Source organism: Mesorhizobium bavaricum (assembly GCF_056781655.1).
In genome coordinates this window covers 3452549-3474122 of record NZ_CM165566.1, presented here as the reverse complement: position 1 = coordinate 3474122, position 21574 = coordinate 3452549, and the positions used below count along the sequence as shown (strand labels likewise).

Sequence of the window (21574 nt, the reverse complement as noted above, 5' to 3'; positions counted from 1 at the left end):
TCATGAAAATGGCGAATGTGCTTACGAGAGCCTCCTTCTCCCCGTCACTATACGGGGAGAAGGTGCCGGCAGGCGGATGAGGGGCAGCGCCATGCTCTCGAGAAAATTCCTGCGCCGGGCAGCCATCACGGGCGTCTCCCTTGCCGGCCTAGCGTCGCTCTCTGTCGTCAGCCTCTGGGAACTCGATCGCGCCTTCCCGCCCCCACTACCGGCCGAACTCACGGTCTCGACGGAGATCCAGGACCGCGACGGCCAGCTGTTGCGGGCCTTCGCCACGCCGGATGGCTATTGGCGGCTCGAAACCAGGCTCGACCAGGTCGACAGGCAGTTCGTCGACATGCTGGTCACCTATGAAGACAAGCGCTTCTGGGACCATGAGGGTGTCGACGTGCTGGCGCTGGCCCGCGCCGCCGGCCAGTTCGCCACCAGCGGCCACATCGTCTCCGGCGGCTCGACCCTGTCGATGCAGCTCGCCCGGCTGATCGAGCCGCGCGAAAGCCGCAGCCTCGGCTCCAAGCTCAAGCAGATGCTGCGCGCCATCCAGATCGAGCGCCGGCTGTCCAAGCGCGAGATCCTCGAACGCTACCTGACGCTGGCGCCCTATGGCGGCAATCTCGAAGGCGTGCGCGCCGCCTCGCTCGCCTATTTCGGCAAGGAACCGAAGCGGCTCACCGTTTCCGAAGCCGCGCTGCTCGTCGCCTTGCCGCAATTGCCGGAAAAGCGCCGGCCCGACCGCAACCTGCAGATTGCCCACGCCGCCCGCGACCGGGTGCTGACCCGCATGGTGTCAGCCGGCCTGCTCGGCGAGCGCGAGGCCGCGCGCGCGGCACTTGACGACGTCTCGGGCCTGCGCCGCACACTGCCGGCACTCGCCGCGCACGCCGCCTATGCGATGCTGCCCAAGGCCGTGCCTGGCCAGCCCTTGCAGTTGACGATCCGCAAAAGTGTCCAGGAAGGGCTGGAGCAGGTGGCCAGGGACGCCGCCACCAAGCTTGGACCCCGCCTCTCCGTCGCCATGGTGCTCGCCGACGCCCGCACCGGCGATATTCTCGGCGAAGTCGGCTCGGCCAATTTCTTCGACGCCAGCCGCTCCGGCTGGATCGACATGACCAAGATCGTCCGCTCGCCCGGCTCAACGCTGAAGCCATTCATCTACGGGCTTGCCTTCGAGCAGGGGCTGGTGGCGCAGGAAACGCTGATCGACGACAGCCCCGTCGATTTCTCCGGCTACCGGCCGAAGAATTTCGACATGGGCTACCAAGGCGACGTCAGCATCCGCCAGGCGCTGCAGCTGTCGCTCAACGTGCCGGCGATCCGCGTGCTCGATGCGGTCGGGCCAACCCGGCTGATGGCCCGCTTCCGCCAGGCGGGGGTGAACCCGATACTGCCGGTCAATGAGGCACCGGGCCTGGCCATCGGCCTCGGCGGCGTCGGTGTGACGCTGCGCGATCTCGTCCAGCTTTACACAGGGCTCGCCAATGGCGGCAAGACGCACACGCTGCATGACGGCACCGAGCCGGCCAACGCAGAGCGCACCACCGCCACCATCCTCGACAATCAGGCCAACTGGCAGATCATCGACATCCTGTCGGGCGTCAAGCCGCCCGAAGGCGCCTTGCAGCGCGGCATCGGCTACAAGACCGGCACCTCATACGGCTACCGTGACGCCTGGTCAGTCGGCTTCGACGGCCGCTATGTGCTGGGCGTCTGGGTCGGCCGTCCCGATGCCGGCGCGGTGCCTGGCCTGTCCGGCTATGTCTCGGCTGCTCCCATCCTGTTCGAGGGCTTTGTCCGCTCGGGCCTCGCCACCGTGCCATTGCCGGGCAAGCCGCCCGGCGTGTTCAGCCCCAAGCGAGAGGACCTGCCGGTGACGCTCGCCCGCTTTGGCGCCGGTTCGGACGGCCTGGTGCAGGCGGCGCCGACCGAACCCGCACCGACCATCATCTTCCCGCCGGACGGCGCCCGCGTCGATCTCGGCACCAACTCTGCCGATGCCTCGCCGCTGGTGCTGAAGCTGCAAGGTGGCCGGGCGCCGTTCCGCTGGCTGGCCAACGGCAAGCCGCTCACCGGCATCGACCGCCGCCGCACGGCCACCTGGCTGCCGGACGGCGCCGGCTACTCGACGCTGACCGTGATCGACGCCGCCGGGCGTGCGGCCAGCGTAAAGGTGTTCGTCGAGTGAAAGTGTTCCTTGAATAAAATGCGCCAGGTGATTCAGCGCGTTGGCTTTTGCACGCTGATGGTCGTGGCTTTGGCTCTGCCGGCACATGCCGATGCCCTGCCCGCCGGCTTTGTCCGGCTCGCCGATGTCGACCCCTCGATCCGCCAGGACATCCGCTACGCCGGACCTGACGATTTCCTCCATCGCAAAGCCAATGGCTATGACGCGCCGGTGTGCATCCTCACCGAACAGGCGGCCAAGGCGCTCTCCGGTATCCAGAAGGCGATGGCCACAAGCGGCCTGACGCTGGTCGTGTTCGATTGCTACCGCCCTGCGCGTGCCGTCGCTGACATGGGCGAATGGACGCTAGAGGGTGGGCCGCCCGATCCGCAATGGTATCCCCGGGTCAAGCGTGGCGACCTCATCGCCAAGGGCTATGTCGGCGAACTGTCCAGCCATTCTCGCGGCTCGACCGTCGATGTCGCCATCGCGCGAACCGACAGGACATCCGCGCCGAAACCGGCCTGCGGTGCCGTCGATGCCGAGACCCTCGATTTCGGCACCGGCTTCGACTGCTTTGATCCGATGAGCGAAACCGCCCACCGCGGGCTCGCCGGCGAAGCGGCGCCAAACCGCAAGATGCTTGTCGATGCCATGCGCACCGGCGGTTTCAAGAACTATGCCCGCGAATGGTGGCACTTTACGCTGGAACACGAACCCTTCGCCAAGCAGCGTTTCGATTTTCCAATCAGCGCCGAGTGACGCGACCAATCCGGCGGTGGTCGACGATTTGTCGATGCCGCATTCGCCGCGCGTCCATGACGACGCGCTGTGGGTGCTCGATCCGGCCGCGGCTTCCTGGTCCGCATCGATCCCGGCACACAGGAAAGCAGAACATCGCCTTCTGCCCCGGCTTCCTGCGCGGCCTGAGCTTTCATGGCCGCTTTGCCATCGCTGCCGCTCGTCGGTGCCGCTCAACAGCCCGACATCGCCTCGCTGATCAGCATCGACAGCGAAGGCTGAGCGAATCGCCCCTCGCCGGCGACGTCCTTGTCCCGGCCGGTCCAAAGCCTAGATGAAACGTCAGGCAAGCTCGGAATTGGCTCCGCGCGGCCATGAGGAAGAAATTTCTCCATACCACGAAATATCGTCGAAAATTTTCTTCAAGGGGGCAAAAAAGGCAACATTGAATGCATCTAAATTCTATCAATTCGGTAGATTTGGCGCCGGTTCAACGGAGGCAGAAATGACCAAACCTCATTTCAGGAAACTGCTCGGCGCACTGGTCGCCACATCTGTCCAGTTCGGCACGCTCGGTTTCGCGTTTGCCGATACCACCATTCTCAACGTGTCCTATGATCCGACACGCGAGCTCTACAAGGCCTATGACGAAGCTTTCGTGGCACATTGGAAGGCCGAGACCGGCGAGACGGTCACCATCCAGCAGTCGCATGGCGGATCGGGCGCCCAGGCCCGCGCCGTGATCGACGGACTCGACGCCGATGTGGTGACGCTGGCGCTCGAAGGCGACATCAACGCCATCGTCTCGAAATCGAAGAAGATCAATCCCGACTGGCGCACCAAATTCGAAAACAATTCAGCGCCTTACACGTCCACAATCATCTTTCTCGTTCGCAAGGGCAATCCCAAGGGCATTCACGACTGGAACGACCTGGTCAAGGACGGCACCCAGGTGATCACGCCCAATCCCAAGACATCCGGCGGTGCACGCTGGAACTATCTCGCCGCCTGGGCCTACGCCAACGCCAATGATGGCGGCGACGAGGCCAAGACCAAGGAGTTCGTCGGCAAGCTCTACGCCAATGCCCCGGTGCTCGATACCGGCGCGCGCGGCTCGACCGTGACCTTCGCGCAAAAAGGCATCGGCGACGTGCTGATCGGCTGGGAAAACGACGCCTATCTGGCACTCGACGAATTCGGCGCCGACAATTTCGAGATCGTCTACCCGCCAACATCGATCCTGGCCGAGCCGCCGGTGGCGATTGTCGACGCCAATGTCGACGCCAAGGGCACGCGCAAGGTCGCCGAAGCCTATTTGGGCTGGCTCTATTCCAAGGAAGGGCAGACGATCATCGCCAAGAACCACTATCGTCCGGCCAAGCCCGAACTTGTGGCGCCGGAGGACCTCCCCAAAACACCTGAAATCAAGCTGATTTCCATCGACGATCCGCTTTTCGGCGGCTGGAAGAAAGCACAGCCTTATCATTTCGGCGACGGTGGTATATTCGACCAGATCTACAAGCCGGCCCAGTGAGCTAGATCTAGATCAGGACGTTATGACCACAGCACCCGCGCAGGCGGGGTGGCGATTCAGGCAGCCGAGTGTCATTCCGGGTTTCGGACTGACGCTCGGCTTCTCGCTTGCCTACCTCACCCTCATCATCCTCATCCCGCTGTCCGGGCTGCTCTGGCGCTCGGCCGCCCTTGGCTGGCCTGAATTTTGGGCCATCGCCACCGATCGCCGCACCATCAACGCGCTTGAAATCAGCTTCGGCACCGCCTTCATCGCATCTGCGGTCAATGTCGTGTTCGGTACGCTGGTCGCCTGGGTGCTGGTGCGCTACCGCTTTCCCGGCCGCCGCATCGTCGATGCGATGGTCGACCTGCCCTTCGCGCTGCCGACGGCGGTGGCCGGCATCGCCCTGACCACGCTCTACGCGCCGAACGGCTGGATCGGCAAATTGCTGATGCCGCTCGGCATCAAGGTCGCCTATACGCCCCTCGGCATCGTCATTGCACTGGTCTTCATCGGCCTGCCCTTCGTCGTGCGCACCGTGCAGCCGATCATGGAGGAGATCGACAAGGAAGTGGAAGAAGCCGCCGCAACGCTCGGCGCGAGCCGCTTCCAGATCATCACCCGCATCCTGTTTCCGGGGCTGGCGCCGGCCATCATCACAGGCTTTTCGCTGGCCTTCGCGCGCGGCGTCGGCGAATACGGCTCGGTCATCTTCATCGCCGGCAATTTGCCCTATAAATCCGAGATCGCGCCGCTGCTGATCGTCATCCGGCTGGAGGAATACAATTACCCGGCGGCGACCGCGATCGCGGCGATCATGCTCGCTTTGTCGTTCGTCATGCTGCTGGTCGTCAATCTCGTGCAGACATGGAGCCGCAAGCGCTATGGCTGATCCCGAGATCAAATCCTACGAACCGCACCACGAGAGCCAGTCGGCGGCGGTCACGGAAAGCCGCCCGGCACGTGTGGCGTTGATGGCCATTGCGTTCGCCTTCCTCGGCATCTTCCTGCTCCTGCCGCTGATCATCGTCTTCCACGAAGCGCTGGCGAAAGGCGTCGGTGCCTACACCCAATCGCTGAGCGATTCCGACACGCGCTCGGCGATCCGGCTGACGCTGCTTGTCGCAGCGATCTCGGTGCCGCTCAACATCGTCTTCGGCATCTCCGCCGCCTGGGCGATCGCCAAGTTCGAGTTCAAGGGCAAGGCCTTCCTGACCACGCTGATCGACCTGCCCTTCTCGGTCTCGCCGGTCATATCAGGCCTGGTCTATGTGCTTCTGTTCGGCGCCCAGGGGCTGCTCGGCGGCTGGCTGAAGGCACATGGCATCGTCATCCTGTTTGCTGTGCCCGGCATCGTGCTGGCCACCGTCTTCGTCACCTTCCCCTTCGTCGCCCGCGAACTGATCCCGCTGATGCAGGAACAGGGCAATGGCGACGAGGAGGCAGCCCTTTCGCTCGGCGCCAATGGCTGGCAGACCTTCTGGTATGTGACCTTGCCCAACGTCAAATGGGGGCTGCTCTATGGCGTGCTTCTGTGCAACGCACGTGCCATGGGCGAGTTCGGCGCGGTTTCGGTGGTGTCGGGCCATATACGCGGCCTGACCAACACCATGCCGCTGCATGTCGAAATCCTCTATAACGAGTACAACGCCGTCGGCGCCTTTGCCGTCGCTTCATTGCTTGCGGGCCTCGCGCTCGTCACGCTGGTCTTGAAAACACTTCTCGAGATGCGCTACGGCGCCGAGATTGCCGCGACGCGCGGACACTGACAGAGGGATTTGCATGGAAGTTCGCGTTGCCAACGTGCGCAAGGAGTTTGACCGGTTTCCGGCGCTGCACGACGTGTCGCTCGATATCAAGTCGGGCGAACTGATCGCGCTGCTGGGGCCGTCCGGTTCCGGCAAGACGACCCTGCTCAGGCTGATCGCCGGGCTGGAGCGGCCGACACGGGGAAAAATCTTCTTCGGCGACGAGGACGCCTCGCAGAGGTCGATCCAGGAGCGCAATGTCGGCTTCGTCTTCCAGCACTATGCGTTGTTCCGGCACATGACGGTGGCCGACAATATCGGCTTCGGCCTCAAGGTCCGGCACGGGCCGTCGCGACCGCCGGCACAGGAGATCCGCCGCCGTGCCTCCGAGCTTCTCGACCTCGTCCAGCTTTCTGGGCTGGAAAAGCGTTATCCGGCACAGCTCTCCGGCGGCCAGCGCCAGCGCGTGGCGCTGGCGCGCGCCATGGCGATCGAGCCCAAGGTGCTGCTGCTCGACGAACCGTTTGGCGCGCTCGACGCGCAGGTGCGCCGCGAATTGCGCCGCTGGCTGCGCGAAATCCATGACGCCACCGGCCACACCACCGTCTTCGTCACGCACGATCAGGAAGAGGCACTGGAGCTTGCCGACCGCGTCGTGGTGATGAGCCAGGGCCGCATCGAGCAGGTCGGCACCGCCGACGACATCTACGACACGCCGAACTCGCCCTTCGTCTACGGCTTCATCGGTGAATCGAGCTCGCTTCCCGTCAAGGTCGAGAATGGCGAGATCTGGCTCGCCGACCGTCCGATCGGGCTTTCCGCGCCCCACGAGCCCTCGGGCGATGCGACGCTGTTCTTCCGTCCGCACGATGTCGAATTGCTGGACGGCTGCAGCGGCTGCATCGCCGGCACGGTCGCCGCCAGTCGCCGCGTCGCCGGCACCAGGCGCGTCGAACTCGAAATCGGTGGCGAGCGCCAGCGGGTCGAAATCGAACTGCCGGTCGATCACCCCGCGGCGCAGAAAAGCCGGGTGGCCTTCCGCCCCGGTCGCTGGAAGCTCTTCCCGGCCGTCTGATCCACCCGTCTGCCCGTCGGTAAGGGAAGGATTGTGCGCGCACGCGGCGTCATTGTGCCGGCCAGGCGGTCGAAAAGACTGATGCCTGGAAGGAAATCCTAACAGCCGGTCGTTTTGGCGACGTCTTTTCTCGCGGCAAGGGCACGGAGCCACCGTGCGTGCCTCGTCGCGCACCATGCGCCACGGCTATGGTCCGACCATAAACGCATTGCATCGGAGCCCTGTTTTCATGAAGCGATTTTTCCTTGGCGTTGCCACCGTCGCCGGCCTGTTCCTCGCATCCTCCCAAGCCTGGTCGGCCGACAAACTGCTCAACGCTTCCTATGATGTCGGCCGCGAACTGTTCGTCCAGGTCAACAAGGCCTTCATCGCCCAGCATCCGGGCGTGACCGTCGACCAGTCGCACGCCGGCACCTCGGCGCAGGCGCGCGCCATCGCCGAGGGTCTTGCCGCCGATGTCGTGACCTTCAATCAGGTCACCGACATCGAATTCCTCGTCAAGAAGGGCCTCGTGTCGCCCGACTGGCAGAAGGATTTCCCCGACAACGCCTCGCCCTTCTATTCGCTGCCGTCCTTCCTGGTGCGCGCCGGCAATCCCAAGCACATCAAGGACTGGAATGATCTCGTGCGCGACGACGTCCAGGTGATCTTCCCGAACCCGAAAACCTCGGGCAATGCGCGCTACACCTATCTGGCGGCCACCGCCTACGCCAAGGAAGCCTTCAAGGGCGACGACGCCAAGGTGAAGAAATTCATCACCAAGCTGTTCAACAACGTGCCGATCTTCGACACTGGCGGCCGCGCCGCGACGACCACCTTCGTGCAGCGCGAGATCGGCGACGTGCTGATCACCTTCGAGTCCGAGACGCGCGGCATCCGCAAGGAGTATGGCGACGACAAGTTCGAGCAGGTCACGCCTTCGGTCAGCCTGCTCGCCCAATTCCCGGTGGCGATCGTCGACAAGGTCGCCGACGAGCATGGCACGCGCGATCTGGCCAAGACCTATCTCGACTTCCTCTACACGCCCGAAGGTCAGGACATCCTCGCCCAGAACGGCAACCGCGTCCGTGACGCGGCTGTTGCCGCCAAATACAAGGCGCAGTTTCCCGATGTCCGCCTGCTGACGGTGGAAGATGTCTTCGGCGGCTGGGACAAGGTTCAGAAGGAGCATTTCGCCGCCGGCGGCCTGCTCGACCAGACCTACGGCAGCCGCTGACGCAGCAACTTCGAGGTGAACGAGAAAGCCGGCGCTTTGCCGGCTTTTTTTCATTTCATGCACCGGCACCTCGGTTTTCAGCGGACCAAAGCATGATCCCGAAAAGTGGAATCCGGTTTTCGCCATGCAAAACGTTACAAAGAATCAACGCGTTTGTGCCTAACGTGCCATCCGCGCGGCTAGTTTTCGCGAAACATCATCGCGTAGCGAAAACGTCATTATTTGCACACAAACAGTCGCCAGATGCGGGTGGTTGGGGCTTTATGGGTTGACTCGGGCATGCTGACAAAAAAAGGCAAATACGGCCTCAAGGCCCTCGTGCATCTGTCCGGCCTGCCGGCCGGCCAACTGGCCTTCGTCAACGACATCGCGGTCGCCAACAACATTCCGAAGAAATTCCTCGATGCCATCCTGGGCGAATTGCGCAACGCCGGCTTCGTCCAGAGCCGCAAGGGCAAGGAAGGCGGCTATCGCCTCGCCCGGCCGGCCTCCGAAATCAAGATCGGCCATGTCGTTCGCGTGCTTGACGGACCGCTGGCGCCGATCCCCTGCGCCAGCCGCACGCAGTATCAGCGCTGCGAGGACTGCGACGAGGCGACCTGCCAGGTCCGGCATATGATGCTGGAGGTGCGGCAGGCGATTGCCGAGGTTCTGGACAATCGCAGCCTCGCCGCCATGCGCGATGCCGACAATGATGATTTTCCCGTCGAACTGACGTCGCAGATCTAGCTTCGGAAACGCAGGCTCATGACCGGCGTATCCCGCGGGCCGCGGCAGCGACGAGTTCGCCGACCGGGCGCGTCGCGTCGAGCGTCAATGCCCGCTCATCCGCGGCCGGCGGCTCGAGGATGGCGAACTGGCTGTCGACCAGGCTCGCCGGCATGAAATGGCCCTTGCGGCTGCCGACACGCCATCTGGCCGTGGCAGGGTCGATCTCCAGATAGAGGAAGACGATCTCCGGGCAGAAGCCGCTCAGCCGCTCGCGATAGCTGCGCTTCAGCGCCGAGCAGGCGGCAACCACGCCCTGCCCCTCCTCCACCGACACCGCGATGCGCTCGCCGATCGCGTCGAGCCAGCCTTCGCGCAGTTTATCGGTGAGCGGCTCGCCGCTGGCCATGCGCGCGACATTTTCGGGAGGATGCAGCCTGTCGCCCTCGATGAACAGGGCACCCAGCGCCGCCGCCAACGCCATGCCGACGACCGACTTGCCGCAGCCGGCGACGCCCATCACCACGATAGCCGGCACCGAACCGGGAGCGCCCGTTGGCGCCTGTGCTGCCTTTTCGTCCACGGTCAGCGGCTTGCCGGCGCGCGGCCGTAGAGCAAAAGCATGGCGACGATGACGACGCCATAGATGATCTGCCGCCCCGCCTCCGGCATCTGCATGACCGACAGGATGGACTGCAGCAGCGTGATCAGGATGACGCCGGCAACGGTGCCGAGATAGGACCCACGTCCGCCGAGGATCGAGGTGCCGCCGAGCACCACCGCGGCGATCGATGGCAACAGATATGCGTCACCCATCGACTGCGCCGCCTTGGAGGCGTAGCCGGCCAGAAGCACGCCGCCGAAGGCCGAAAGCCCGCCGGAGACGGCGAAGGCGATCATCACCACGCGCCGCGTGTCGATGCCGGAGAGATAGGCCGCGCGCTCGCGGTTGCCGATGCCGTAGACGGCGCGACCGAAGCTGGTGCGGGTCAGCACGAACACCATCGCCGCACCGATCAGCGTCCAGATGATGACCGCGTTGGGCACGCCGGGAATGGCAAAGCCGGTCGCCAGGTAGCGCATGGCGCCGGTCGCCGAATCCTGTGGCGAGAAGCCGCCCGTGTAGACCACCATCAGCCCTTGCGCGACGGCGTTGGTGGCCAGCGTGATGATCATCGAGGGGATGCGCAGGTAGGCGACACCGATGCCGTTGACGATGCCGATTGCGACGCCGCAGAAAATGCCGAACGGGATCGCCAAGGCGACGCCAGCCGGCCCGGAGGCGGCCACCGCACTGGCCATCATGGCGCCCACCGCCACCGACCATGGCACCGACAGGTCGATCTGGCCAAGCAGGATGACCAGCATCATGCCGGTGGCGATGACGCCCAGAAACGACGCCACCTTGAGTTGCTGCAGCAGATATTCCGGCGACAGGAAGCTTCTGGAATAGAGGCTGCCGAGGAACAGCAGCAGCACGATGCAGGCAAAGGCCGTGAGCACTGCCGGATCGGCGCGGCGGATGAATCTCGGCATGCGTCCGGCAATACCACCGATGGTCGTTTCGCTCACAGGAACCACTCCAGCCGGTTGCGGACCCTGAACAGGGCGAAGGCGCCGAGGCTGACCGCGATCAGCAGGATAACGCCCTGGAACAACGGTTGCCACAGCGGATCGAAATCGAAGACGAAGAGCAGGTCACCGATGGTGCGGAAAGCCAGCGCCCCGAAGATCGCGCCGATGACGCTGCCCTTGCCGCCAAACAGCGAGACGCCGCCGAGCACCACGGCGGCAATCGAAAACAGCGTGTAGGCGTTGCCGCTGGCATAGGCCGCGTCGCCCGTATAGGTGAAGAAGGTCAGGAACAGTCCGCCGACCGCTGCAAGCAGTCCGGCCAGTGCGTAGGCGGCGAATTTTCCACGACGGATCGGCACGCCGGACATATAGGCCGCCATCTCCGACGAGCCGGCTGCGTAAGCCGCACGACCGAGTACCGAGCGGCTGAACGGCACCCAGACGATGAGCACCACGGCGAGCAGCACGATCAGGCTGGCCGGCACCACGCCGAACAGGCGCCCGGTCAGCGCGTCGGCGAGGTCCTCGTTGACCGAGCCACCGGGAAACGGCCGAAGCAGCAGAGCGATGCCGAAGTAGACCGCGCCGGTGGCGATGGTGGCGACGATCGGCTGCAGCCGCCCATAAATCACAATGGCACCGTTGATCGCGCCGCACAGCAGCCCGGTGCCGAGCACGGCAATCACCCCGAAGGCGGTCTCGATGCCGGTGCCAATCACCAGCCACGAGGCGAGGCAATTGGTCAGGGTGAAGATCATGCCGACGGAAAGGTCGATGCCAGCGGTGATCACCACCAGAGTCTGCGCCATGGCGACGAAGGCCAGCAGCACGCCCTTGTTCGAGGCGGTCTGCACGACATTGGCAGTGAAGCCCGCCGGATGGTTCGAGGTGTAGATCACGAACATGACGATGAAGATGCCGAGCGCCAGCAGGGTTCCGCGCTGTTCGGCCAGCCAGTAACGCCAATCCTTCACGCGTTTGCTCCCAGGCTCACAGGGCTCTCCTCGCCATGGATGTTGAGCGCGCTGGCGATCAGCGCCCGCTCGGTGATCTCGGCGCCGACCAGCTCGCGCTTGACTGCGCCGTCATAGAGCACCAGCACGCGGTCGCAGCAGCCGATCAGTTCGTCATAGTCGGTCGAATAAAACAGGATCGCCGCACCCGCATCGGCGAGCTTGCGCATCAGTTGATAGAGTTCCTGCTTGGTGCCGACATCGATGCCGCGCGTCGGATCGTTGAGCAGGATGATGCGCGGCTGGCGCATCAGCCATTTGGCGATGACCACCTTCTGCTGGTTGCCGCCCGACAGCGCGCCAACCGGAATGTCGAGGCCGGCCGTCTTGATCGCCAGCAGGCCGACCATGTCGTCGATCAGCCGTTGCTCGGCCGCGCGGTCGATGATGCCGGCTTTTGACAGCCGGTCGAGGGCGGCGAAAGAAAGGTTTTCACGCACCGTCATCGGCAGCATCAACCCTTCCGTCTTGCGATCTTCCGGGATCAGCGCCATGCCGATCCCGTCATGGCGCGCAGCGGCAGGGCTGGCAATCGCGACTGGCTTGCCGTGGATCAGGATCTGACCGGACAGGCCGCGCAGCACGCCGAAGAAGGCAAGCAGCAATTCGCGCTGGCCCTGACCGTCGAGACCGCCAAGACCGACAACCTCGCCTGCCCCAACCGACAGCGAGATATTGTCGAGCCGGTCGGTCCATGAAAGCTGGCGTGCCTCCAACACCGGAGCGGCGGCAGCCGAAGCGCGTACCGGCTTCGGCGGAAAGATGTGGCTGTATTCGCGCCCGATCATCAGTTCGACGACTTCATTGTCGCTCTTTGTGCCCGCCGCGTAACTGGCGACATTGCGACCGTTGCGAAAGACCGTGCACTGGTCGGCCAGTTCGGCAATCTCGTTCATGCGGTGCGAGATATAGAGCAGTGCCAGCCCTTCCGAGCGCAGCCGCTTCAGCACGCCGAAAATCTTGGCGACATCCGTCGCGGTGAGCGCCGAGGTCGCCTCGTCGAGGATCAGGATGCGCGGTTTGCGTGCCAGCGCCTTGGCGATCTCGACCATCTGGCGGCGCGACAGCGGCAGGTCCTTGACCAGCGCCAGCGGATGGATGTCTGCGGCGCCCGCGCGCGCCAACGCTTCCTCCGCGATGCGGCGTTGTGCCTTGCGGTCGATCATGCCGAACCGCGTCGGCGGGTCGGAAATAACGATGTTGTCGGCGACGCTGAGTTCGGGAACCAGCGACAGCTCCTGAAAGATACAGACGATGCCGGCCTGGTTGGCAGCAGCCGGCGAAGCGAACGTCACCTCGCGGCCATCTAGTGTCATGTGGCCTTCGTCGGGCGCGACGACGCCCGCCATCACCTTGATCAGCGTCGATTTGCCGGCGCCGTTTTCGCCGAGGATGGCGTGGATGCTGCCGGATACGACCGACAACTCGGCCTTCTCCAGCGCCCGCACGCCGCCGTAGCGCTTGGATATGCCTTCCATCCGGAAGAGCGGAACCGCACCGTCCATCGACGCTCCGAGACAATTTTGCGATTGAGGTGGAAAGCCATCGGCGCCGCGGGATCTCCCGCGGCGCCGGACATGCAGCCTACTGGTCCGCCTTGGTCTGACCCATGATTTCCTGCGCGGTGAAGTTGATGCCGCAGGTCGGGAAGGAATTGCCGACGAAGAAATTGTCGGACTGATCGGGGAAGAAATCCTGACCTGCCTTGAAGTTCGGATCCTCGACGATCGCAAGCGGCAGCTTGACCGACTGCGGGACGACATTGCCTTCAAGCGCTGAGATCGCCGTCTTGATGGCAACCGCCACCTGGGCCGGGCCGGTACCAGCCGACGAGCATTTCAGCCCGTCCGCTGCATGGGCGGCGCAGAACTTGCGGAAGCCGTTCTCTGTTTCGCCGCCGAACGGTACGAACGGGTGCTTGGCGTCGATCATCGCCTGCACGATGCCGGTGTCGCCACCCTGGCCGGTGATGCCGACGAACGGACCATTGGTGGCGATCGCGTCGGCCGTGACCTTCTGCGCTGTCGGATCGTCCCACTTGCCGGCGACTTCGGTGACGTCCCATTTCTTGCCCGAAGCGTCGAGAGCCTCATGGATGCCATTGTGGCGATCGGTATCGACCGACGTGCCGGCAACGCCGCGCACTTCAAGAATCTTGCCGCCATCGGGTATATGGCTGATCAGCCATTTGCCCCAAAGTTCGCCGAGGCCCTTTTGATCGACATTGACGTTGATGGCATCCTTGGTATCGAGAATGTTGTCGAAGGCGACCAGCACGACCCCGGCTTCCTTGGCGCGCTTGATGACCGGAGCGAAAGCGGTCGGGTTCTGCGCGTTGACGACAATGGCGTCATAGCCGGAATCGATGAAGTTGTTGATCGCCGAAATCTGCGCCGGCACGTCCTCGCCGGTCGACACCACCTTGAATTCTTTCAGCTTGGCGGCGACGTCCTTTTGCGCTGCGTAAGCCTTGGCGGTCTGGATCATCTGGATGCGCCAGGTGTTGGCGATATAGCCATTGGCGAGCGCGATCCGGTATGGACCATCTTTTTTGGGAAACTTGAAGAACTGCGTATCTGCGGCCCAGGGCGCGAAGCAGTCCGCCTCGGCGGCTGGTCCCTGCACGACTTCGGGGCCGGCGGCCATTGCGGCCGAGTTGAGCATGACGAATGCAGTGGCGGCAACGATGCCACCCACGAGTGACTTGATCATCGATATTCCTCCCAGTTGCAGTTCTGATTGTTGTCGGCTGAAGTACAATTCACGCGTCTGGCCAGGCACCTCCCGCCTTTGCCGGTCGCGCTTTCAGGTGGCCGAATGCCGACCCGATCCCCTCCTTTGTCGCCCCTCAAGCGAAGACGAAAACTATCATATTATACATAATAAACAAGTATCAGCTGTCGCTTATGTATAATAAACAAGCTCTGGCTTTCGCCGCGAGTTTCTACAATAGGCAATTGGTAGCGCTACCATGCCGTTGTGTAAACCGGCTTTTACACACTCGCTTCTGTGTGTTTCAACGGGCGGTGCTCTCGCGGCGCTTGAGTTCGAAACCGAGGTCGACGATCCGCTGTTCCGGCCTGTTGCCGGCGATTGCCGCCAGGGCCATGGCGACCGCTCGCCTGCCGATCTCATAGCGGTGGGTGCGGATGCTGGTGATCGAAGGGAACGCCACCTGCATCATGTCGAGGTCGTTGAAGCCGACAATGCCGATCGTCTTCGGCACCGCGATCGAGGCGCGATGGCACTCGAACAACACGCCGAGCGCGATGTCGTCATTGTTGCAGAAGACACCGTCGAGCGTCGGCACCTTGGCCAGCGCGTCGCGCAGCATTTCGCGGCCGAGCGGCACGCTGGACAACTCCGGCGTGGTGGTGACCAAGCGTGGGTCGAACAGGCCGGCGGCCTCCATCGCCGCGCGATAGCCTGCCAGGCGCCGCTGCGAGCGCGGGTCCATGCGCGCGCCGATGAAGCCGATGCGGCGGTAGCCTGCCTCGATCAGATGCTCGGTCGCCGTCCTGCCGCCGTCGAAATGCGAGAAGCCGACCATCATGTCCACCGGATCGGGCCCGGTTTCCATGACCTGCACCACCGGGCAACCGGCGCTTTCCAGCAGCTTTCGCGAGGTTGGTGTCTGGTCGATGCCGGCGACGATCAACGCTGCCGGCCGCTGCGAACCGAACACCTGCAGCAGCCGCTCTTCCTCGAGGCCGGAATAGTGGGTGTTGCCGAGCTGGATGCGGAACGGGCTGGCCGACAGGCTGTCATAGATGCCGCGTACCACCTCGGCAAAGACGTTGTTGGTGAGCGACGGCACCAGCACGCCGAACACCTCGGCACGCGCCGAGGCCAGTGCCCGCGCATTCGGGTCCGGCACGTAACCGAGTTCGTCCACGGCGGCCTGGATCTGGCGGCGTAGCTCTTCCGAGACACGCTCCGGCTCGCGCAAGGCGCGCGACACGGTGATAGCGCCGACGCCAGCCTTGCGCGCGACATCGGCAATGGTCGGGCGGCCGCCGCCCCGGCGCGAGCGCGGTTTGATCAAGGACGCGCTCTCTCGGAAAAGCACCCACCAAAGCGCGGTCGCGATACGATCGTCCTTGCTGTCGTCATCTCACCGGCCCGCTTTGCCGCACCCACTCATCGTCTGGCGTCGCGCAGCCTGTCGTCCTTGTCAAGCAAAGGGAACCGGCCCCACCCGTTCAGGCCATCGCCACAACACGTCGCCTTGCCTTCCACGACAACAACCCGATCGCCAGTATATTCAGCAAATTCCATGCGATACCGTTGAGGAACGCCGCGGCGTAGGAACCGGTCAGGTCGTAGATCCAGCCCGACATCCAGCCGCCGATCGCCATGCCGAAGATCGTCGCCATCATGACGATGCCGATACGCTGCCCAGCCTCCCTGGCCGGCATGTATTCGCGCACGATGATCGCATAGCAAGGCACGATGCCGCCTTGCGACAGGCCGAACACGAGCGAGACGACGTAGAGCGAGGCGAGCCCGTCGAACGGGATGTAGAACAGCAGCGACAGGCACTGCAGCACCGAGCCGATGAGCAGCGTCTTCACGCCGCCGATACGGTCGGCGAGAAAACCGGACGCCAGCCGGCTGACGACGCCAGCCGCCATCATGATCGACAGCATGTCGGCGCCATGCGCCATGCCGTATCCGAGATCCATGCAATAGGCGACGATATGCACCTGCGGCATCGACATCGCGACGCAGCAGCCGAGACCAGCGACGACCAGCAGCACCTGCAAGGCTGCCGGCGACAGCGAAATCGACTGCACCGGCCGGCTTCCGGGCGAACCGGCGGCGGCCGCCGCCGGGGCACCGCGCCGCAGCATCAGCACCAGCGGCACCATGGTCACCAGGCAGAAGATGCCGATTGCCGCATAGGTGAAGCGCCAGCCTTCCGCCTTCATCAGCGTCGGCATGATGGTCGGCCAGATCGCTCCGGCAAGGTAGTTGCCGGCGGCTGCTGCCGTCACCGCGACACCGCGCCGGCGATTGAACCAGTGCGAGATATCGGCGATCAGCGGCCCGAAGATCACCGATGTACCGACACCGATCAGCAACCCTTGAGCAAGGGTGAATTGCAAGATCGAGGTCGACAGCGCCGCGAGCAGCAGGCCGGCGGCGAGCGCAATCGAGGAGATGAGCGCCGGGATCCAGTAGCCCATACGATCGATGGCACGGCCGACCAGCACGTTGCCGGCGGCGAAACCGACCATGGTCGCGGTGTAGGGCATGGACGCCGCGGCGCGATCAACGCCGAACTCGGCCTGCACGGCGGGCAGCACGACGACAACCGCCCACATGCCGACGGCGCCGATCGTCGCCAGCAGCATCGAAATGGCGAGCCGCATCCAGGCATAGGTACTGTCGATGCCGGGGCTCGGCCGGCTCAGGTCGGTTCGGGTCAAGGCGTTTCCTGTCGGCGGTCCCGAAAATCGGCTGCCGTTTGCGCCACTATCGGCGCATTCCCGGCACGCAGCAGCGCCACAGCAAGCAAATCCGTGGCTCCAGACCCAGGACGAATACGGGAACCGATGCCAAGGTGCAGAGTTTCCCGGCAACGCACCCTGCAAAGGAGTTCTGCCATGACCGCAAAGAAGAAATGGTCGGCCGAGGTGACCGAGCACAGCGACGCGATGGATCTCGAGGACCACGTCTTCGAATCCGATGACGCCAGAAAGATCGCCGCCTCGCTCAAACGATCCGCCGATCACAGCGACCGGCGCAAGGCCGAGCCGTTCCAGTCCGCCATGTCGACGCTGAATTTCTACATCAACCGCGCCGGCAAGAACCTGCCTGCCACGCGCAAGAAGGTGCTCGAGGACGCCAAGGACGAACTGCGCGCCGCCTTCGGGCGTGAGACGGACGATTAGCCGCGACCCGGTCGGCCCTTATCGCGATCGGATGACGCTGTCGGTGTTGGCCAACAATTTGCGCACCGCGGCGCGCGCCGCGTCCGGCCGCTGCAGGCGGATGTTCTTCTCGATCGCCTCATGCAGCTTCTGCGCATGATTGAGATCGTCCACGGCCCGGGTGGTGAAGGCGAACAAATGATCGAAAGCGGATTCGATCAGCACGCCGAGCGGCACCAGAAGATCGTTGCCGGAGGCGCGCAGGATGGCGAGGTGAAAGCGGGTGTCGGCGCGGGTGCGCTCCTGCAGGCTGGCTGCCTCACCCATATCGCGGCAGGCCTGGCTGATTTCAGCCATCTGTTCGGCGGTCCGCCGCATGGCGGCAAAGGCGGTTGCTTCCGGCTCAATGATGTGGCGGAATTCCTGCACGGTCTTCAGGAACACTTCGCGATCAGGTGATGTCGCGTACCAGGCCAGCACATCGCGGTCGAGCAGGTTCCAGCGTTCCTTCGGCTCGACCCAGCTGCCGATCTTGGGGCGCGACGCCAGCAGGCTCTTGGCCATCAGCATCTTGATCGCTTCGCGCACCGCCGAACGGCTGACGCTGAAGGTCTCCGACCATTTCGCTTCATTGGGCAGGATGGTGCCGGGCGGGTAGTCGCCACGCACGATCCGCAGGCCAATCTCGCTGGCCAGCGAAGCATGAACGCTCGAGCCTGGAATGCGCGCCGCGTCGGGTCGGCGAACGCCGGCCGGGCGGTCGCTCGAGGCCGCTTTCGCTGGCGATTTTTCCTTGTTCGGCTTCGCGTCCCGCATAGGCTCCAGAAAGTCCGGATTGAAGAGGCTGTCAAGCGCGGCAAGCGGCTTGGGGCGCAAAGCCCGCCGCTGTGCACAGATCAGCCCCGATTGCCTCCGCGGATCAGGCCTGCTTGACGTATTTGCGCCAGCTGTGCTCCGGGCGGAAACCCAGCACGTCCCGCGCCTTGCGGTTCGAGAGCAGCGTCTCATACTCGCCGAGTTCGGCCTTGACCGGTACGCCCGGATAGAACCGCGTCAAGAGTTCGGCCGTCGGCAGATCCGACGACGTGTCGTCATTGGCAGCATTGAACACCTGGTAGCCGAGGCCATCCTTCTCGACGGCGCGCAACGTGATCTGGCCAAGATCGCGCGCGTCGACATAGCTCCAGGCGATGCGCTTGCGAAAACCCGGATCAGCGAACCATTTCGGAAACAGCGAATATTCATGCGGCTCGATGACGTTGCCGATGCGCAAGGCATAGATATCGGTGCCGTTGCGCTGCGCAAAGGCGCGTGCCGTCTTCTCGTTGACGACCTTGGACAGCGCGTAGCTGTCCATCGGATCGACATCATAGTCCTCGTCGAGCGGGAAATACTGGGGATCACGCGGCTCATTGGCGAACACCAGCCCGTAGGTCGTCTCGCTGGAGGCGATCACCACCTTGGGGATGCCGAGCTTCACCGCCGCCTCGATGACATTGTAGGTACCGAGCGCGTTGATGCGGAAAACTTCATTGTCGGTGGTGATCATGATGCGCGGGATGGCCGCGAAATGCACAACGGCATCGACCGGCTGGGGGCGCAGCGACGGGTCGAATTCGTGCAGGCCCATATAGCTCGACAGCGCGTTGAACACCTGCCCGCTGTCGGTGATATCGGTGATCAGGGTGCGCACCCTGGGATTGTCGAGCGGCTTGGTGTCGATGTTGAGCACCTGGCAGCCCTGCTCCACCAGATACTGCACGACATGGCGTCCGGCCTTGCCACTGCCGCCGGTGAACATGATCCGCTTCGTCATTTTGCTCTCCACATCCTCTGGGATTTATGTGTATTGTCAGACAATATCGCAATCCGCAACCACCCTCGCCTGCAAAATGGCAGCGCCTGACCTCAATCATTTCAACAGGACTTGAAGACATGAACACGACTGCCGCGAGCGAAAAGATCGGCTTCATCGGCCTTGGCCTGATGGGACACGGGATCGCCAAGAATATCGTCGACAAGGGCTACAGCCTGACCTTTCTCGGCCGCAAGAACCGCAAACCGGCGGAAGACCTGCTGGGCCGCGGTGCAACGGAAGCGTCGACCTCGCGCGATGTGGCTGCGGCATCCGACATCGTCTTCATCTGCGTCACCGGCTCGCGCGAAGTCGAAGCCATCGTTCGCGGCCCCGGCGGCCTCAAGGAGGGCTTGAAAAAGGGCTCGGTCGTCGTCGACTGTTCGACCTCCGATCCGGTCTCGACCATTGCACTGGCAGCCGAACTCAAGGCGCTTGGCATCGATTATGTCGACGCACCGCTGAGCCGTACGCCGAAGGAGGCCTGGGAAGGCACGCTCGACGCCATGGTCGGCGCGCCGGACGCCGTCTTTGCCCGGCTGAAGCCGGTGCTGGAAACCTGGGCCGGCCGCATCGTCCATATCGGCGACACCGGCGATGGCCACCGCATGAAACTGCTCAACAATTTCATCTCGCTCGGCTATGCCGCGATCTATTCCGAGGCGCTGGCGCTGGCGCAGAAGGTCGGCATCTCGCCGCCGCGCTTCGACAGCGTCATCCGCAATGGTCGCATGGATTGCGGCTTCTACCAGACCTTCATGCGCTGGACGCTGGAAGGCGACCGCGACGCCCACAAATTTTCCATCGCCAACGCTTTCAAGGACCTGACCTATCTGGAATCGATGGCCGGTGCGGCCGGCATCGCCAACCCACTCGGCAACGCCACCAAGAACTCCTTCGCCGGCGCCTTCGCCACCGGCCCGGCCGAGCAATTCGTGCCAATGCTGGCGACGCATATCGGCAAGGTCAACGGCGTCGACCTGATGCCGATGAAGGATGGCAAGAAACAGACGCTTTGAGGCGAGAAGCGGTTCGCGCAGCGGACGAAAAGCCAATTGCTTGGCTTTTTGAGTTCGGACGCCCTGAGCCTGCGAAGGGCGGCTGGAGGTTACGCGCATAAAATGCGCCAGTCACCGCCTTGACCGCCCGATCCCTTCATCGGTGTTTTCAAGCAGCCTGTGCACGGCGTTGCGTGCGGCGGCCGGACGCTGCAGGCGTATGTTCTTCTCGATCGCCTCATGCAGCTTCTGTGCCTGCCGCTGATCACCAACTCGCTGCGTCGTGAAGTCGAAGAGATGGTCGAGTGCCGATTCGATCAGCACTCCGAGCGGCACCAGAAGATCGTTGCCGGAGGCGCGCAGGATGGCGAGATGAAAACGCGTGTCGGCGCGGATACGCTCCTGCAGGCTCAAGGCATCGCCCATCTCACGGCAGGCCTGGCTGATTTCGGCCATCTCCTCGTCGCTGCGCCGCATGGCGGCAAAGGCCGACGCTTCCGGCTCGATGATATGGCGAAACTCCTGCACGGTGCGCAGGAAGGCCTCGCGGTCGGGCGCCGTCGCGTACCACGCCAGCACGTCGCGGTCGAGCAGGTTCCAGCGCTCTTTCGGCTCGACCCAACTGCCGATCTTGGGACGCGAGGCCAGAAGGCTCTTGGCCATCAGCATCTTGATGGCTTCGCGCACCGCTGAACGGCTGACATTGAAGATCTCGGCCCATTTGGCCTCGTTGGGCAGGATGGTGCCAGGCGGATAGTCGCCGCGCACGATCCGCAGACCGATCTCGCTGGCCAGCGAGACATGGACGCTCGCTCCCGGAAAGTGCGCGGCACCAGCCCTGCGCATGACAGCCGGACGGCGGCTGGCTTGTGCCTTGGCCCGGTCGGCTTGCTTCTTTGACTTCTCGTCCGGCATCCACGTTCCAATGCGTCGGCCGTCTGTCGTCCGGACTGGTCCGAACCTGCACGGCGCGCCGATCTCGTTGCCGAAAAATCCAGACCACGGACGCGCCAAAGCCGGAGCCTGTTGCCCCAACCACAGCGTCCCGTTCAGGAATTGACGGGGCGCCCGTTGCCGAGCGCCCCGAAATCA

General features: G+C 63.8%; 20 protein-coding genes. 10 read left to right on the top strand and 10 right to left on the bottom strand.

Annotation, left to right across the window (positions count from 1 at the left end):
- The first annotated feature begins 91 nt into the window (after window positions 1-91).
- The 8 genes from pbpC (at window position 92) to AC1RZR_RS17065 (ending at window position 9186) form a co-directional block, all read left to right on the top strand.
- The gene (pbpC, locus tag AC1RZR_RS17100; protein WP_481825367.1) at window positions 92-2182 is read left to right on the top strand and encodes a penicillin-binding protein 1C; all 2091 of its coding nucleotides are present in this window, start codon (window positions 92-94) and stop codon (window positions 2180-2182) included.
- 18 nt (window positions 2183-2200) lie between these two features.
- On the top strand, window positions 2201-2923 hold the full coding sequence (locus AC1RZR_RS17095) for a M15 family metallopeptidase (RefSeq protein WP_481825366.1): 723 nt from the start codon (window positions 2201-2203) through the stop codon (window positions 2921-2923).
- 484 nt (window positions 2924-3407) lie between these two features.
- Complete coding sequence (locus AC1RZR_RS17090; protein WP_477274410.1) at window positions 3408-4436, top strand: sulfate ABC transporter substrate-binding protein; 1029 nt, start codon at window positions 3408-3410, stop codon at window positions 4434-4436.
- Window positions 4437-4458: 22 nt separating this feature from the next.
- Complete coding sequence (cysT, locus tag AC1RZR_RS17085; protein WP_477274408.1) at window positions 4459-5310, top strand: sulfate ABC transporter permease subunit CysT; 852 nt, start codon at window positions 4459-4461, stop codon at window positions 5308-5310.
- Window positions 5303-6187 carry a sulfate ABC transporter permease subunit CysW gene (gene cysW, locus AC1RZR_RS17080; RefSeq protein ID WP_477274406.1) on the top strand — a complete coding sequence of 295 codons (885 nt, stop codon included), beginning with the start codon at window positions 5303-5305 and terminating at the stop codon, window positions 6185-6187. Before cysT ends, cysW begins: the two co-directional genes overlap by 8 nt.
- 13 nt (window positions 6188-6200) lie before the next feature.
- Entirely contained in the window at window positions 6201-7241 is a 1041-nt protein-coding gene (locus AC1RZR_RS17075) for a sulfate/molybdate ABC transporter ATP-binding protein (RefSeq protein ID WP_477274404.1), read from the top strand.
- A 229-nt stretch (window positions 7242-7470) separates the two neighbouring features.
- Entirely contained in the window at window positions 7471-8457 is a 987-nt protein-coding gene (locus AC1RZR_RS17070) for a sulfate ABC transporter substrate-binding protein (protein WP_481825365.1), read from the top strand.
- A gap of 279 nt (window positions 8458-8736) precedes the next feature.
- Window positions 8737-9186: an RrF2 family transcriptional regulator gene (locus AC1RZR_RS17065; protein WP_013530871.1), complete on the top strand. Its 450-nt coding sequence runs from the start codon at window positions 8737-8739 to the stop codon at window positions 9184-9186.
- Between the two features lie 16 nt (window positions 9187-9202).
- Here AC1RZR_RS17065 and AC1RZR_RS17060 read toward each other — a convergent pair whose 3' ends face one another.
- The 7 genes from AC1RZR_RS17060 to AC1RZR_RS17030 all read right to left on the bottom strand — a co-directional run bounded on the left by AC1RZR_RS17060 (window position 9203) and on the right by AC1RZR_RS17030 (window position 17185).
- Window positions 9203-9748 (bottom strand): gluconokinase, encoded by a 546-nt coding sequence (locus AC1RZR_RS17060; RefSeq protein WP_481825364.1) that lies wholly within the window; start codon window positions 9746-9748, stop codon window positions 9203-9205.
- Between the two features lie 2 nt (window positions 9749-9750).
- The gene (locus AC1RZR_RS17055; protein WP_477274398.1) at window positions 9751-10737 is read right to left on the bottom strand and encodes an ABC transporter permease; all 987 of its coding nucleotides are present in this window, start codon (window positions 10735-10737) and stop codon (window positions 9751-9753) included.
- On the bottom strand, window positions 10734-11714 hold the full coding sequence (locus AC1RZR_RS17050) for an ABC transporter permease (RefSeq protein ID WP_379103611.1): 981 nt from the start codon (window positions 11712-11714) through the stop codon (window positions 10734-10736). The genes AC1RZR_RS17055 and AC1RZR_RS17050 overlap by 4 nt, the downstream gene beginning before the upstream one ends.
- A complete protein-coding gene (locus AC1RZR_RS17045; RefSeq protein ID WP_481825363.1) occupies window positions 11711-13258 on the bottom strand; it encodes a sugar ABC transporter ATP-binding protein in 1548 nt (515 codons plus the stop codon). The genes AC1RZR_RS17050 and AC1RZR_RS17045 overlap by 4 nt, the downstream gene beginning before the upstream one ends.
- Before the next feature lie 79 nt (window positions 13259-13337).
- Window positions 13338-14465, bottom strand: a complete 1128-nt coding sequence (locus AC1RZR_RS17040; RefSeq protein WP_477274393.1) for a sugar ABC transporter substrate-binding protein — start codon at window positions 14463-14465, stop codon at window positions 13338-13340.
- Between the two features lie 304 nt (window positions 14466-14769).
- A complete protein-coding gene (gene gntR / locus AC1RZR_RS17035; RefSeq protein WP_481825362.1) occupies window positions 14770-15798 on the bottom strand; it encodes an HTH-type transcriptional regulator GntR in 1029 nt (342 codons plus the stop codon).
- A gap of 157 nt (window positions 15799-15955) precedes the next feature.
- The gene (locus AC1RZR_RS17030) at window positions 15956-17185 is read right to left on the bottom strand and encodes an MFS transporter (protein WP_477274389.1); all 1230 of its coding nucleotides are present in this window, start codon (window positions 17183-17185) and stop codon (window positions 15956-15958) included.
- A 177-nt stretch (window positions 17186-17362) separates the two neighbouring features.
- Here AC1RZR_RS17030 and AC1RZR_RS17025 point away from each other — a divergent pair, with 177 nt between their 5' ends.
- Window positions 17363-17650 carry a DUF3175 domain-containing protein gene (locus AC1RZR_RS17025; protein WP_477274387.1) on the top strand — a complete coding sequence of 96 codons (288 nt, stop codon included), beginning with the start codon at window positions 17363-17365 and terminating at the stop codon, window positions 17648-17650.
- An 18-nt stretch (window positions 17651-17668) separates the two neighbouring features.
- On the opposite strand, the gene AC1RZR_RS17020 is transcribed toward AC1RZR_RS17025, so the two are convergent.
- On the bottom strand, window positions 17669-18445 hold the full coding sequence (locus AC1RZR_RS17020; protein WP_481825361.1) for a FadR/GntR family transcriptional regulator: 777 nt from the start codon (window positions 18443-18445) through the stop codon (window positions 17669-17671).
- A gap of 103 nt (window positions 18446-18548) precedes the next feature.
- Window positions 18549-19445: an NAD-dependent epimerase/dehydratase family protein gene (locus AC1RZR_RS17015; protein WP_481825360.1), complete on the bottom strand. Its 897-nt coding sequence runs from the start codon at window positions 19443-19445 to the stop codon at window positions 18549-18551.
- A 119-nt stretch (window positions 19446-19564) separates the two neighbouring features.
- On the opposite strand from AC1RZR_RS17015, the gene AC1RZR_RS17010 reads away from it, so the two are divergent.
- Window positions 19565-20503, top strand: a complete 939-nt coding sequence (locus AC1RZR_RS17010; protein WP_481825359.1) for an NAD(P)-dependent oxidoreductase — start codon at window positions 19565-19567, stop codon at window positions 20501-20503.
- Window positions 20504-20614: 111 nt separating this feature from the next.
- On the opposite strand, the gene AC1RZR_RS17005 is transcribed toward AC1RZR_RS17010, so the two are convergent.
- Complete coding sequence (locus AC1RZR_RS17005) at window positions 20615-21397, bottom strand: FadR/GntR family transcriptional regulator (RefSeq protein WP_477274379.1); 783 nt, start codon at window positions 21395-21397, stop codon at window positions 20615-20617.
- Window positions 21398-21574 lie beyond the last annotated feature (177 nt).

Excerpts from the sequence above, each read along its gene's own strand:
- AC1RZR_RS17005 (WP_477274379.1), bottom strand. The coding sequence starts at position 21,397 with ATGCCGGACGAGAAGTCAAAGAAGCAAGCCGACCGGGCCAAGGCACAA.
- AC1RZR_RS17020 (WP_481825361.1), bottom strand. The coding sequence starts at position 18,445 with ATGCGGGACGCGAAGCCGAACAAGGAAAAATCGCCAGCGAAAGCGGCC.
- cysT (WP_477274408.1), top strand. The coding sequence starts at position 4,459 with ATGACCACAGCACCCGCGCAGGCGGGGTGGCGATTCAGGCAGCCGAGT.
- AC1RZR_RS17065 (WP_013530871.1), top strand. The coding sequence starts at position 8,737 with ATGCTGACAAAAAAAGGCAAATACGGCCTCAAGGCCCTCGTGCATCTG.
- AC1RZR_RS17015 (WP_481825360.1), bottom strand. The coding sequence starts at position 19,445 with ATGACGAAGCGGATCATGTTCACCGGCGGCAGTGGCAAGGCCGGACGC.
- AC1RZR_RS17040 (WP_477274393.1), bottom strand. The coding sequence starts at position 14,465 with ATGATCAAGTCACTCGTGGGTGGCATCGTTGCCGCCACTGCATTCGTC.
- cysW (WP_477274406.1), top strand. The coding sequence starts at position 5,303 with ATGGCTGATCCCGAGATCAAATCCTACGAACCGCACCACGAGAGCCAG.
- AC1RZR_RS17095 (WP_481825366.1), top strand. The coding sequence starts at position 2,201 with ATGCGCCAGGTGATTCAGCGCGTTGGCTTTTGCACGCTGATGGTCGTG.
- AC1RZR_RS17090 (WP_477274410.1), top strand. The coding sequence starts at position 3,408 with ATGACCAAACCTCATTTCAGGAAACTGCTCGGCGCACTGGTCGCCACA.
- pbpC (WP_481825367.1), top strand. The coding sequence starts at position 92 with ATGCTCTCGAGAAAATTCCTGCGCCGGGCAGCCATCACGGGCGTCTCC.
- AC1RZR_RS17010 (WP_481825359.1), top strand. The coding sequence starts at position 19,565 with ATGAACACGACTGCCGCGAGCGAAAAGATCGGCTTCATCGGCCTTGGC.
- AC1RZR_RS17025 (WP_477274387.1), top strand. The coding sequence starts at position 17,363 with ATGACCGCAAAGAAGAAATGGTCGGCCGAGGTGACCGAGCACAGCGAC.
- AC1RZR_RS17045 (WP_481825363.1), bottom strand. The coding sequence starts at position 13,258 with ATGGACGGTGCGGTTCCGCTCTTCCGGATGGAAGGCATATCCAAGCGC.
- AC1RZR_RS17075 (WP_477274404.1), top strand. The coding sequence starts at position 6,201 with ATGGAAGTTCGCGTTGCCAACGTGCGCAAGGAGTTTGACCGGTTTCCG.
- AC1RZR_RS17070 (WP_481825365.1), top strand. The coding sequence starts at position 7,471 with ATGAAGCGATTTTTCCTTGGCGTTGCCACCGTCGCCGGCCTGTTCCTC.